At 69.2% G+C, this 12,795-nt stretch carries 11 protein-coding genes; 8 read left to right on the forward strand and 3 right to left on the reverse strand.

The features are described from left to right. The first annotated feature begins 3 nt into the window (after positions 1-3). The 7 genes from ACIP5Y_RS15410 (at position 4) to ACIP5Y_RS15440 (ending at position 8,298) form a co-directional block, all read left to right on the forward strand. A complete protein-coding gene (locus ACIP5Y_RS15410) occupies positions 4-915 on the forward strand; it encodes a hypothetical protein (RefSeq protein WP_400350617.1) in 912 nt (303 codons plus the stop codon). After that, positions 912-2,783, forward strand: coding sequence for an AMP-binding protein (locus tag ACIP5Y_RS15415; protein WP_400350619.1), 1,872 nt, complete (start codon positions 912-914; stop codon positions 2,781-2,783). Before ACIP5Y_RS15410 ends, ACIP5Y_RS15415 begins: the two co-directional genes overlap by 4 nt. Further along, positions 2,780-3,049 (forward strand): hypothetical protein, encoded by a 270-nt coding sequence (locus tag ACIP5Y_RS15420; protein WP_400350620.1) that lies wholly within the window; start codon positions 2,780-2,782, stop codon positions 3,047-3,049. The genes ACIP5Y_RS15415 and ACIP5Y_RS15420 overlap by 4 nt, the downstream gene beginning before the upstream one ends. Next, complete coding sequence (locus ACIP5Y_RS15425) at positions 3,046-4,089, forward strand: SDR family NAD(P)-dependent oxidoreductase (protein WP_400350621.1); 1,044 nt, start codon at positions 3,046-3,048, stop codon at positions 4,087-4,089. The genes ACIP5Y_RS15420 and ACIP5Y_RS15425 overlap by 4 nt, the downstream gene beginning before the upstream one ends. Positions 4,090-4,099: 10 nt before the next feature. Continuing rightward, complete coding sequence (locus ACIP5Y_RS15430; RefSeq protein ID WP_400350622.1) at positions 4,100-5,287, forward strand: peptide synthetase; 1,188 nt, start codon at positions 4,100-4,102, stop codon at positions 5,285-5,287. Between the two features lie 89 nt (positions 5,288-5,376). Beyond that, positions 5,377-7,515 carry an MMPL family transporter gene (locus ACIP5Y_RS15435; protein WP_400351291.1) on the forward strand — a complete coding sequence of 713 codons (2,139 nt, stop codon included), beginning with the start codon at positions 5,377-5,379 and terminating at the stop codon, positions 7,513-7,515. Between the two features lie 45 nt (positions 7,516-7,560). Next, a complete protein-coding gene (locus ACIP5Y_RS15440; RefSeq protein WP_400350624.1) occupies positions 7,561-8,298 on the forward strand; it encodes a TetR family transcriptional regulator in 738 nt (245 codons plus the stop codon). 170 nt (positions 8,299-8,468) lie between these two features. Here the strand turns inward: ACIP5Y_RS15440 and rsmI are convergent, their stop codons facing one another. Continuing rightward, positions 8,469-9,323, reverse strand: a complete 855-nt coding sequence (gene rsmI, locus ACIP5Y_RS15445; protein WP_400350626.1) for a 16S rRNA (cytidine(1402)-2'-O)-methyltransferase — start codon at positions 9,321-9,323, stop codon at positions 8,469-8,471. A gap of 192 nt (positions 9,324-9,515) precedes the next feature. Between rsmI and ACIP5Y_RS15450 the strand changes: the two genes are divergently transcribed. Continuing rightward, entirely contained in the window at positions 9,516-11,135 is a 1,620-nt protein-coding gene (locus ACIP5Y_RS15450; protein ID WP_400350628.1) for a dolichyl-phosphate-mannose--protein mannosyltransferase, read from the forward strand. Positions 11,136-11,138: 3 nt separating this feature from the next. On the opposite strand, the gene ACIP5Y_RS15455 is transcribed toward ACIP5Y_RS15450, so the two are convergent. Further along, a complete protein-coding gene (locus tag ACIP5Y_RS15455; protein WP_400350629.1) occupies positions 11,139-11,513 on the reverse strand; it encodes a GntR family transcriptional regulator in 375 nt (124 codons plus the stop codon). A gap of 6 nt (positions 11,514-11,519) precedes the next feature. Continuing rightward, a complete protein-coding gene (arcA, locus tag ACIP5Y_RS15460; RefSeq protein ID WP_400350631.1) occupies positions 11,520-12,749 on the reverse strand; it encodes an arginine deiminase in 1,230 nt (409 codons plus the stop codon). Positions 12,750-12,795 lie beyond the last annotated feature (46 nt).

Consider the following 12,795-nt stretch of genomic DNA (forward strand, 5'->3'; position numbering starts at 1 on the left):
GACATGGGCGTGCGCATCAAATCCACCGGAATCAGCCGGGACACCGACACTTTCAGCATCGTGGAGCTCAGCGGCCGCGCGGCGCGGCGCGCCATGGAGAACGCGGGCGTGCAGCCGGGTCAGGTCGGCGTGCTGATCAATGCGGGCATCTTCCGTGACTCCAACACCGTCGAACCGGCCGTGTCGGCGCTCATCCAGAAGGCCGCCGGCATCGGGCTGGACTACGTCAAGGAGGACCCGCGGTCGTTCTCCTTCGACCTCATGAACGCCGGTTCGGGCGTGCTGAATGCCGTGCAGGTGGCCCAGGCGGTACTGGCCACCGGCAGCACCGAGCACGTGCTGATCGTGTCCGGTGACACCCACCCCTCGCTGGAGCGGTCGGCGGGTGACAGCGAATTCCCGTACGCCACAGCGGGTGCCGCGCTGCTGCTGGAGTTCACCGACGAGCCGGACGGCTTCGGCCGGGTGCACACCGTCGCGGGCACCGGCACGCCCGTCGTGGAGTCCTATGTCGACGTCGCGACCATGGGCGACAAGGGCCGCGGACTGATGACCGTGGAGCGGGACGCCGACTTCGAGGACCGGCTGCTTGCGGTCGCCTCCGACGCCGCCCGCAAGGCGCTCGCCGACGCGGACCGGGAGCACGCCACCATCGCGCTCATCGCCTCCACCCCGGCCCCGGGCTTCCCGGAGCGGCTGGCGGCCGAGCTCGGTCTGGCGGCGGACGCGGTGCGGACTCCCGATCTGTCCCAGGGTGATCCGCACACCGCCGCGCTGCCGCTCGCGTATGACGCCGCGGTGCAGGACGATTCGCTGAACGCGTTCAGTCACGTCCTGTTCGTGGCGGCGGGCGCCGGCCCCTCCGCCGCCGCCGTCCTGTACCGGCTCCCGGCGGTGGTCGGAGCCCTGGCGTGACCGACGCAACCTATTGGCAGGCCATCGACCGCTTCCGGGCGGTCGTGGCCGCCGATCCGGACCGTGAGGCGGTGATCTTCCCGCACGGGAAGACCGCCTCCGGCCTCCCGGACTACCGCGGGCTCACCTACCGGGAGCTCGACGACTGGTCCGACAATATCGCCGTACACCTGCTCGCCTCCGGCGTGGGCCGCGGCACCCGCACCATCGTGCTGGTCCTGCCCAGCCCGGACCTGTACGCGATCATGCTGGGCCTGTTGAAGATCGGCGCCGTCCCGGTCGCCATCGATCCGGGCATGGGCCTGAAGAAGATGCTCAACTGCCTGCGCGCCGCCAATGCCGAAGCCTTCATCGGCATTCCGCAGGCGCACGCCGCACGCGTGTTGTTCCGCAAGTACTTCCGCGATGTCCGCGTCCCCGTCACGGTCGGGCCCCGCTGGTTCTGGGGCGGCCGAACCTTGCAGAGCTGGGGCGCACCCGACGCCGCCACCCGCCCCGCCGCGGCCGAAAAGGCCGCCGCGCGAATCGGAAAGCTGCGCGCCGCCCTGACCCCGGACTCGCAATCCGGCACGGGCGCGACCGCCGCACTGCGCCGCACCGGTGTCGCTGCCGCCGCGAGTGTCGAAGCGCTGCTGACCACCCTCGCCCCCGCGACCCCATCCGCTATCGCGCCCGGCACCGCGCTCTCCGCCCGCGTACCCGCGCCGGCGGATGAGCTGCTGCTCATCGCGTATACGACGGGTAGCACCGGGCCGGCGAAGGCCGTGGAGATGACGCACGGGAATCTCAGTGCCATGGTCGACCAGGTGGATGCCGCTCGCGGGCGGGTCGCACCCGATACCTCGCTGATCACGTTGCCGCTGGTGGGGATTCTGGATCTGCTGCTGGGGGCGCGGTGTGTGCTGCCGCCGCTGGTGCCGAGCAAGGTCGGGTCGACCGAACCGGCGCATGTGGTGGATGCGATCAACCGGTTCGGGGTGAAGACGATGTTCGCGTCGCCCGCCGTGTTGATTCCGTTGCTGCGGCATCTCGAACGGCACAAGACGCTGGTGCCGACGCTGCACAGCATCTTCTCCGGCGGTGCGCCGGTACCGGATTGGTGCATTGCGGGCCTGCGGCGCGTGCTGCCGGAGGATGCCGAGGTGTACGCGGGTTACGGGTCCACCGAGGCGCTGCCCATGTCGACCATCGAATCGCGGGAGCTGCTGGACGGCCTGTTCGAGCGCGCGCACCGCGGTGACGGCACCTGCATCGGCCGGCCCGCCGAAGGGGTGCGGGCACAGCTGGTCGCCATCACCGATGACGCGCTCCGCACCTGGGCCGAGGCCGAGGCCCGCGCCGGCGAGCTGGCGGGCACCCGCGGCATCGGCGAACTGGTCGTGTCCGGGCCGAATGTCAGCACCCGCTACTACTGGCCGGAATCGGCGACCATCGCGGGCAAGATCCACGACGGTGACGTGATCTGGCATCGCACCGGCGATCTGGCGTGGATCGACGAGCAGGGCCGGATCTGGTTCTGCGGCCGCAAGAGTCAGCGCGTGCAGACGGTGAAGGGTCCGGTGTTCACCGTGCAGGTGGAGCAGGTCTTCAATACCGTTGCGGGCGTGGCGCGTACCGCGCTGGTCGGTGTCGGCCCGCGCGATGCGAAGGAACCCGTGCTGTGCGTCGAGATCGAGCCGGGCGCGAGCGCCACGGCCGTCGCGACGGCGCTGCGGCAGCGGGCGGCCGAATTCGAGGTCACCGCGGCGGTTTCGGAATTCCTCTTCCATCCGAAGTTCCCGGTCGACATCCGACACAATGCCAAGATCGGCCGCGAACAGCTCGCGGTCTGGGCGTCGGAACGCCTCGGAAAGGATGAGCAACGATGAAAGTGACTCTGCTGCGGGCGGTTCCGGTACTCGGCTGGCTGTATGTGGCGCTCGGCGTGCTCGCCGCGCTGACCGATCGCACACCGGCCAACCGGCTGCTGCGCGCCGTGTTCTGGATCGACGTGTTCCTGAGCGTCGTGGTGCATGCCGCGCAGATCCCGGCGGCCCTGCGCGCGGCGAAGGACTCCGGCCGTTCCCCCGTGGAGACGGCCGTGCTGACCCAGATCTTCGGGCTCACGTGGTGGAAAACTCAGGAGGCGGCGTGAAGGCACTGGTCACCGGCGGATCCGGCTTCCTCGGCGGGGCGCTCGTGCGCCGCCTGGCGGAGGACGGCCGGTACGACGTCGCGATCCTGGCCCGCCCCACCAGCAATCTGCGCGACCTCGCCGAGGTGATCGACCGGGTGGAGGTGATCACCGGCGATCTCACCGATCAGGCGTCGCTGGAACGCGCCACCAAGGGCGTGGACGTGATCTTCCACAGCGCCGCCCGCGTCGACGAGCGCGGCACCCGCGACCAGTTCGTGGCCGAGAACATCACGGCCACCGAGAATCTGGTGCAGGCGGCGAAGCGCAATGGCGCGAGCAAGTTCGTGTTCATCTCCAGCCCGAGCGCCCTCATGGACCGCGACGGCGGCGATCAGGTGAACGTCGACGAGTCGATCCCCTACCCGCACCGCTACCTGAACCTGTACTCGGAGACCAAGGCCGCCGCCGAGCGCTTCGTCCTGGCCTCGAACACACCGGAATTCAGCACCTGCGCCCTGCGCCCGCGCGCCATCTGGGGTGCGGGCGACCGCTCCGGGCCGATCGTGCGCCTGCTGAGCCGGGCCGCGGCGGGCAGCCTGCCGGACCTGTCGTTCGGCAAGCAGGTGAATGCCTCGCTGTGCCACGTCGAGAACATCGTCGAGGCGAGCGTCAAGGCCGCGGACTCCGAGAATGTCGGCGGCAAGGCGTATTTCGTCGCCGATGCCGAGCAGACCGATGTGTGGGGCTTCCTCGGTGAAGTGGCCACCGATCTCGGCTATGAGAAGCCCTCGCGGCAGCCGAATCCCGCCGTGCTGAACGCCGCGGTGAACGTGATCGAGGCCGTCTGGCGTATCCCGTATGTCGCGACCCGCTGGTCGCCGCCGCTGTCGCGGTACGTGGTGGCGCTGATGACCCGCACCGCCACCTACGACACCTCGGCCGCGGCACGCGATTTCGGCTATGTGCCGGTCGTCGATCGCGATACCGGGCTCGCGACCTTCCTGGCGTGGCTCGAAACGCAGGGTGGCGTCGTGAAATTGACCGAGAACATCCGATAGCGGAGCCGCAATGTCCCTCTTCCGTCGCCCCATCTCCCCTACCGAACTCATCTACTTCCCCATGCGGGATATGGCCCCGCCGTTCCTCATGCAGCTGGCGGTCGAGGGTGCAGGCACGATCGACCCGGAGCAGCTGCGCAAGGCGGTAGCCATTGCCGCCGAAGCGATTCCGGGCGCTCGGTTGGTGCGCGACGGCAAGTATTGGGTGGATTCGGGTGTGGCCCCGGCGGTCCGCGTGATCGACCATGCGCTGCAATACGAAGCGCTGGAGGCGGATCCGGTGCTCACCAGCCCGATCGGGCCGACCCCGGAATCCACGGTGGAGGTGCTGCTGCTCACCGCGGCGCCGACCACCCTGGTGTTCCGGGTCTTCCACGGCGTCATGGACGGCATGGGCATGATCATGTGGGCCACCGACGTGCTGCGGGTGCTGCGCGGTCAGGAGCCGCTCGGCGCGGCCGACCCGATCGCGGACGCCGAACTGGTGCGCAAGGTGGGCGCGCCCGGCCGGCCGACGCTGATGCTGCCGCGTTTCCGTTCCGCGGTCGGCCACGGCCGCCAGGATCCGGGTGCGCACCGGCACCTGTTGCGCACCCGCACCATTCACGCCACCGGTCCGGGCGCGCTCATGCGGGTGGCGGCGCTGCTCGCCGACGAGGGCGGCCCGCGATCGCGCATCATGATCCCGGTCGATATCCGGCGGCACGATCCGGAACTCCGCTCCACCGGCAATCTGGCCCTGCCGCTGTTCCTGGACGTGCGCCCCGGCATGGATTGGAAGCAGCTCAACGAGATCAAGAAGGCGGGCCTGCGGGAGAACCGCGAGCTCAACCAGATGGACAATGGCGGCCTCAAATACCTGCCGCCCGCCGCGGGCCGCGGACTGCTCCGCACCCTCAATGTGCTCGGCGCCCGCTACGGCCGGAATCTGGCCTCCGCCACCGTCTCCCACATGGGCCGCTACGACCTGGACGAACTCGCGATCCCGGGCTTCGCGCCCACCGCCATCCGGGTACTCCCCCAGCACAGCGTCGCCATGCCCCTGCTCTTCGGCATGACCGAAGGCGGCGGCCGCACCGAACTCACCGTCTCCGCCCGCAGCGGCCGCGGCATCCCGGAACGCCTGGACGCCCTGCTCGACCGCATCGTCCGCACCTTGGAAACCGAACTGACCCCGGCGGATCCGGCCCGGAAGTAACCGCCCCTCCTCGCGACGATCGCGAATACGGTTACAGCACAGGATGATTCCGGCACCGCCGGACGAGACCCGCAGGGGTGAACAGCATGATCGTGGCATGGGCGCGAGTGGTGGTGGCGTGGCCGAAGACCGTGCTCGCGGTGGCCGTGCTCTTCGCACTGGCCTGCGGGTTGTTCGCGGCGGGACTGCAACAGCGGGTCAGCGCGGCGGGGTTCACTGCCCCCGGCATGGAATCCAGTGCAGTCGATTCCTGGGTGAAGGCGCAGCTGGGGCCGCAGAATCCGGATGTGGTGGCCGTCTACACCGCGCCCGATGGGCAGACACTGGCCGATATCGGGCCCAAGGTGGAACAGGCCATCGGGACAATCGATCCCGCGCTGCTGAATCGGCCGGTCGAAAGCTATTGGAACTCTCCGCGATCGCAGTTCCTGCACTCCAAGGATGGGCGGCAGGCGGTCGCGATCGTGTTCGCCGCCGGTGACGACAACCATCGCATCGCCGTGTATCCCGAACTGGCCGAGTCACTTCGCGTGCCCGGTGTCGAGACGAAACTGACCGGGTACAGCGCACTGGCCGACGCCATCAGCAATCAATCCCGCCACGATCTGGTGGTCGCCGAATCGATTTCGATTCCCCTCACCGCGATCGTGCTGGTGCTGGTGTTCGGCGGTGTGGTGGCGGCCGCGCTGCCCGTCGCGGTCGGCTCGCTGGCGGTGGTGGGCGCGCTCGGCGCGGTCGGCGTACTGTCGCGATTCACCGAGGTCAGCGTGTTCGCCATGAATGTGGTGTCGCTGCTCGGGCTCGGATTGGCCATCGACTACGGGCTTTTCATCGTCGGCAGGTTCCGGGAGGAATTGGGCGAGGGCCGCAGCGTCGAGGAGGCGGTGACGCGGACCCTCGGCACGGCGGGCCGGACCGTACTGTTCTCGGCGCTGCTGCTGGTGTGCGCGTTCGCGGGCACCTTCGTCTTCCCGCTGGCCGTACTGCGTTCCCTGGGCTTCGGGGCCATTGCCGCCGTGGCGCTGGCGGCCCTGCTGTCGGTGTCCGCACTGCCCGCGGCGCTCACCCTGCTGGGCCCGCGCATCTCCAAATGGAGTTGGCGCGCCGACGCTTTCGAGCATTCGGAAGCTCGCGCGCAACGATTCTGGGGTCAGGTGGTGACCGCGGTCATGCGACGGCCCGGCATGGTCGCGATCGCCGTCGGCGCGATCCTGCTGGTCCTGGCCACGCCGCTGGCCGGTATCCGGCTGGGCGATATCGACCAGACCGCCCTGCCCAAGGGCAATGAAACCCGCGTCGCCGTCGAGGAATTGGCGGCCAACTTCCCCGCCGCCAACAGTGGCGCGACCATCCTGCTGCGCGAAAGCGACGGCAGCGCACCGCCGACGGCCGCCATCGGCACCGCGCTGCGGGAAATCGGCGGCGTACCAGGCGTTCTGCAGGCGCTCAGCCTCGAGACCCGGGACAATACGGCCATCATCCACGCCTCCCTGGCCGCACCGGATCGTTCACCGAAGGCGCAGGAGATCGTGCAGGGTATTCGCGCCCTGCGGATCAACGGCCTCGACCTGCGAGTCGGCGGGGAGAGCGCGGCGACGGTGGACAGCGTGCACTCGGTGCTCACACGCATGCCGTTGATGATCGTGGTCATGGTGGCGGTGACCCTGCTCATGCTGGCCCTCGCGTTCCGGTCCATCGTGCTGCCGGTGAAGGCCGTACTCATGGCATTCCTCAGTCTCACAGCAACTTTCGGCATTCTGACCTGGATCTTCGACCGCGGGCACCTGGCCGGCGTACTCGGGGTGAGCGTCGGGCCGCTGTCGGCGGGCATGGTGGTGCTCATCATCGCGGTCGTCTTCGGCCTGTCCACCGACTACGAGGTATTCCTGTTGTCCCGCATGGTCGAAGCGCACAACGCCGGCGCGGACACCGAGGAAGCGGTGCACACCGGAACCGTGCGGACCGCGCGCATCATCACCGCCGCCGCCACCCTGCTCGTGCTCATCACCGGCGCGTTCACCCTCTCGCCACTGACGCCCATGCGGTTCCTCGGACTCGGCATGGTGATCGCGCTGATCATCGACGCCACCCTGGTCCGCATGCTGCTGGTCCCGGCGCTGGTCAAGCTGATGGGGCCCGCCAACTGGTGGACCCCGGGCCGCCGCCGGACCACGCCATCGCGGCCCCCGATCGCCGCGGAGACCACGGCCGACGTCCTCACCGGGTGAGCTCCGGCGGGGCCACGCGTCGACGGTCCCGGCAGTGCCGGGATAATGATCGTTCGAGGTGGCCCCCAGTTCATCGACGAAAGGGTGCGGATGCGCGACCAGCAGATCCGACCGGCAGATGTCCAGCACGCCGCACTCGACGACCCCCACCCCGCCTTCGCCGAACGCCATCGGGCGACCCGCGCCGCCGCACTCGACACACCGCGCGGGCGGCTGCTCGATGCCCTGGTGGAGTGCGCGGCCACCGACGGCTACGCCGGGCTCACCGCGGCCGCGGTCGCCCAGCGTGCGGGCGCCACGCTCGAGAGCTTCCTCGAATACTTCCCCGACGTGCAGCACTGCTTCATCGAGGCGGTGCGGACCGGAACCGACATCATGGCGACCCGGCTCGCCGAGGAGCTGGCACAGTTACCGCCCGGGGCGGGTTTCCACGCCCGGGTCGAATCGATCGTGACCACGTTCTGCCTGCAGGTCGCCATCGAGCCGGCCTTCGCGAGGGTGGTACTGGCCGAGTCCTTCCAGGCCGGGCCGCAGGCGGTGCACCTGCGCGATATGGCCGTGGACCGGTTCGCGGAGCTGTACCGGTACTTCTACGCCGAGGCCCGCGCCTCCGACCCCACCCTGCCGGCGCTGCCGGACGAGAGGTTCATGCTCATTCCCGATGCCGTCGGGGAACGCACCCGGCGCGTCATCCTCGCCGAGGGTGCGCATCGAGTACCCGAATTGGCCACGGAATTCATCGATTTCGCGTGTACCGTCCTGGAGCTACCCAACCGGCCGTGAACCCGCCGCCGCGCGCGAGCGACCATTCCGGTGTGCGCGAGCGACCATTCCGGTGTGCTCAGGCGGCCAGTACGGTGTGCGCGAGCCGCCAGTACGGTTGCACAACCGGCTATTCCGGTTGGGCGAGCGGCTATTCCGGTGTGCGGCAGCCATTCCCGCCGCGTGAGCGGCTATTCGGCGGTGCGGGCGGCCAGCACGGCATCGTAGAGTTCGCGGCGAGACGCACCGGTAGCCGCGGACACCTCCGCGCACGCGTCCTTGAGGCGCAGGCCCGACGCCGTCAGCGTCTCCACCTGACTCACCAGATCGGCGGGATCCGCCGAAACCGGTTGCGCGCCTTCGAGAACCACGGTGATCTCACCCCGCGCGCCCTCCACCGCCCAGGCCGCCAGCTCGGCGAGCGTGCCGCGCACGACCTCCTCGTAAGTCTTGGTGAGTTCCCGGCACACCGCGGCACGCCGATCCGGGCCGAGGATCTCGACCGCATCGGCCAGGCAGTCCGCCAGGCGGTGCGGGGCCTCGAAGAACACACAGGCCCGCGGCTCCGAAGCGAGAGTCCGCAGCCATTCCTTGCGCTGACCACCCTTCCGCGGCGGAAACCCGTCGAAGCAGAACCGTTCGACCGGCAGCCCCGACAGGGCCAGCGCGGTCGTCACCGCCGACGGACCCGGCAGACAGGTGATCGGCAAACCCTTCTCGACGCACGCCGCCACCATCCGATACCCGGGATCACTGACCGAAGGCATCCCCGCATCGGTCACCAGCAGCACGGTATGCCCCGACTCGATCTCCCCCAGCAGCATCGGAATCCGGGCGGTCTCCACATGGTCATAAAAACTCACCACCCGCCCCCCGATCTCCACCCCCATGGCCTTGGCCAGCGCCCGCGTCCGCCGCGTATCCTCGGCCGCCACCACCTCCGCCGCCGCCAGCGCATCGCGCAGCCGCTGCGAAGCATCCCCGATGTCCCCCATCGGCGTCGCCGCCAGCACCAGCCGCCCGCCGCTGGTCGGCACCCCACTCATCTCGCTCCCGTCGTCGGCCGAATTCCTGCACAAACCTGCCCACGACTGTAGCCACCGCGGCCCGGCCCGCCTGGTACCGGCCAGCTCGCGGCGACGAGACGGCGAACCCGATCCGATCCTGTGGGACAGGCCGCCGCACCGGGCCTCTTGCCGGGCGGGACGCGTGGGCGGGCACCGCATACGATCGACGGCGTGACCCAGGCGACCGACGCGCGACCCGCGACACTCGAGGCGGGGACGGCCGGTCCGCCGCCGCTGTCCAGTCCGGCGCCATTACGGCCCTCGCCCGATTTCGGGCCGACCGACTGGGCGCGCGGATGGGCCGTGACGCTGTTTCTGACGTTGGTGGCCGGGCTGACGCGGTTCATCATGCTCGGGTATCCGACCGATGCGCACACGCCGGTATTCGATGAGAAGCATTACGCGCCGCAAGGGTGGCAGGTGCTCACCGGCGGCGGGGTGGAGGACAACCCGGGGTACGGGCTGGTGGTGCATCCGCCGGTCGGTAAGCAGATGATCGCGCTCGGGGAGTGGATCTTCGGGTACAGCGGGTGGGGGTGGCGGTTCACGGCCGCGGTGTCCGGAACCCTGATGGTGCTCTTGGTGATTCGCATCGTGCGGCGGATGACCCGGTCCACGCTCATCGGGGCGTTCGCGGGGATTCTGCTGATCTGCGACGGGCTCACCTTCGTCTCGTCGCGGCTGGGGATGCTGGATATCTTCCAGGCGCTGTTCGTGCTGGCGGCCTTCGGCTGTCTCATCGTGGATCGCGACGAGATGCGGGAGCGCATCGCCCTCGTCGATGTCCAAGGGCGTTTGTACGACAGTGAATTCGGGCCGCGCTTCGGTGTGCGCTGGTGGCGGTTCGGCGCGGGCGTACTGCTCGGGCTGGCCTGCGGCACCAAATGGTCCGGCGCGTACTGGGTGATCGGGTTCGCCGCCATGAGCCTCGCCTTCGATCTGGCCGCGCGGCGCGGCTATCGAGTGCGGCGGCCGTGGGCGGGCGTCGCGGTCCGCGACCTCGGGCCCACCGTCTACAGCCTGGTGCTCATCCCCTTCCTGGTCTACATGGCCTCCTTCTGGGGCTGGTTCGCCAACGAGGACAGCTACGACCGGTATGCCGTCGGTGTCAAGGTCGGGCATGGTGGCGACTTTTCCTGGGTGCCACCGGCATTGCGCGGCCTCTGGTATTACGGCGGCGAGGTCCTCACCTTCCACGAGGGGCTCACCAATTCGGCGGGCAATCACCATCCGTGGGAATCCAAGCCGTGGACCTGGTTCATGGGGCTGCGGCCGATGCTCTACTACTACGCCGACGGCAATGTCACCGGCTGCGGGCAATCCCAGTGCGTGAAGGCCGTCATGGCGATCGGCACGCCCGCCCTGTGGTGGCTGGCCTTCCCTGTGCTCGGCTGGGCCCTCTGGCGCAGCTTCGTGCGCCGCGACTGGCGGTACGCGGCCGTACTGGTCGGATACGTGTTCGGGATCGCGCCCTGGTTCCTGAACCTGGACCGGCAGATGTACTTCTTCTACGCGGTGCCGCTGGCCCCGTTCCTGGCCATGGCCATGGCGCTGGTGCTCGGCGACATCCTCGGGCACGCGCCGCCGAGCGGCCGCCGGCTGTCCGGCGCGCCGGAAATGCAGAACTTCCTGCCACCGGTCAGTGAGCGACAGGGCCTCGGGCTGCTGCTGGTCAGCATCTACCTGGCCCTGGTGATCGCCAACTTCATCTGGCTGTGGCCGATTCTCACGGCCATGCCCATCACCGTCGGCAGCTGGCACGACCATCTCTGGCTGCCCAGCTGGCGCTGACGATCAACCCACGGAACGGGTTTCGCCGAGCGCCGCACGCAGGTAGCGGAGCGCGGCGTCATCGTCGAGGCCGAGGCGGCGGATGACCGCCACATACTCGGTGGCGGCCCGCCCGGCCAGATCACGCGTGGGATCACCGGACGAGGCGATGAAAGACCCCAGCCGGCCACGGGTTTCGAGCACCCCGTCCTGTTCCAGCTCCCGGTAGGCGCGCGCCACGGTATTGGGGGCGAGCCGCAGCTCGGCGGCGAGGGCGCGGACGGTGGGGATCTTCGTCCCGGCGGCCAGTTCACCAGAGCGCACCCGGGCGATGATGCCCTGCCGCAGCTGCTCGTAGGGCGGGACCGTCGAGTGGTGGTCAACCGGGATGTCCAGCATGGCTTTTCACACCTCGTCACGCGCTAGCGGGCAGGACAGGCAGCGCGGACCGCCTCGGCCGGAACCCAATTCCGACCCGGGGATGGGCAGTACCTCGATTCCGGCGTCGGCGAGCCGCGCATTGGTCATCTCGTTGCGTTCATAGGCGACCACGACTCCGGGCGCCAGGGCAAGGGTGTTGTTACCGTCGTCCCACTGCTCGCGCTCGGCGGCGACCCCGTCCTTGCCGGTGTCGATCACCCGTAAGGTGCTGATCCCCATGGCCTTCGCCGCCGCGGGCAGGAACGGATCCGGGCCCAGCATGGACACCGAACCGTCGTCCTCCTTGCGAATGGTGAAGGCGCACAACGAATCCTGCACCGCCGGGTACATGACCAGGGCATCGGTGTCGACCATGGTGCAGACCGTGTCGAGATGCATGGTGGCGCGGGTCTGCGCGATCGGCACCACCAGCACGGTATGCGCCAGATCGTCCTCGAACAGGCTGCGCGCCAGGGCTTCCGCGCCCGCGGGCGTGGTGCGCTCCCCCACTCCGACCGCCACCACGCCCTTCGCCAGCAGCAGTACGTCACCGCCCTCGATGGGCGCGGTGTGGGATTCGTAGGCGCGGCGCACGCCCAGGAAGCGCGGATGGAAGGCGTAGATGAGGTCCGTGAGCGAGGTTTCCCGCGCCCGCGCCGGCAAGGCCAGCGAGGTGATGGCCACCCGCGGACCCACCCAGAACGAGGAATCGCGGGTGAACAGCAGATTCGGCAGCGGATCGATGACGAAATCGTGTCCATGATGCATGCGCCGCACCAGTGAGGTGGCGTCCTCGCCGAAGGGCAGTTCGTCGAAGGTCATGCCGGACATGAGGATCTGCGCCAACTCCGGGGCGGGCACGGTGCGCAGGTGGGCGGCCAGCTGATCGGCGAGCGAATGCCCGAGCCGCCGCGCATCCACCGAACCGGAAATACCCTGGATTCTGGCGGCGCCGCTGACCTGCAGCGTCTGGGTCAGCAGATCGGACAGCAGCAACACCTCCACCCCGCGGTTCCGCAACACCTCGGCGAATATGTCGTGCTCCTGCTGCGCTCGCTCCACCCAGGGGATGGCGTCGAACAGCAGCTGGTCGTTGTTGCGCGGGGTGAGACGACGCAACTCGTCGCCGGGGCGGTGCAGCAGCACCGTGCGTAAGGCGCCGACCTCCGAGGTCACGGAAAACGGTCGCGCCGTGGGTGCGGCCTCTGTTCCCATGACACGACGGTAGTTCCCCGGGGCAAAGATGGCATGCAATTCGCAC

The organism is Nocardia sp. NPDC088792, assembly GCF_044750615.1.
In the GTDB taxonomy this organism is placed as follows: Bacteria; Actinomycetota; Actinomycetes; order Mycobacteriales; family Mycobacteriaceae; genus Nocardia.

Excerpts from the sequence above, each read along its gene's own strand:
- ACIP5Y_RS15410 (WP_400350617.1), top strand. The coding sequence starts at position 4 with ATGGGCGTGCGCATCAAATCCACCGGAATCAGCCGGGACACCGACACT.
- rsmI (WP_400350626.1), bottom strand. The coding sequence starts at position 9,323 with ATGAGTGGGGTGCCGACCAGCGGCGGGCGGCTGGTGCTGGCGGCGACG.
- ACIP5Y_RS15440 (WP_400350624.1), top strand. The coding sequence starts at position 7,561 with ATGATCGTTCGAGGTGGCCCCCAGTTCATCGACGAAAGGGTGCGGATG.
- ACIP5Y_RS15420 (WP_400350620.1), top strand. The coding sequence starts at position 2,780 with ATGAAAGTGACTCTGCTGCGGGCGGTTCCGGTACTCGGCTGGCTGTAT.
- ACIP5Y_RS15430 (WP_400350622.1), top strand. The coding sequence starts at position 4,100 with ATGTCCCTCTTCCGTCGCCCCATCTCCCCTACCGAACTCATCTACTTC.
- arcA (WP_400350631.1), bottom strand. The coding sequence starts at position 12,749 with ATGGGAACAGAGGCCGCACCCACGGCGCGACCGTTTTCCGTGACCTCG.
- ACIP5Y_RS15455 (WP_400350629.1), bottom strand. The coding sequence starts at position 11,513 with ATGCTGGACATCCCGGTTGACCACCACTCGACGGTCCCGCCCTACGAG.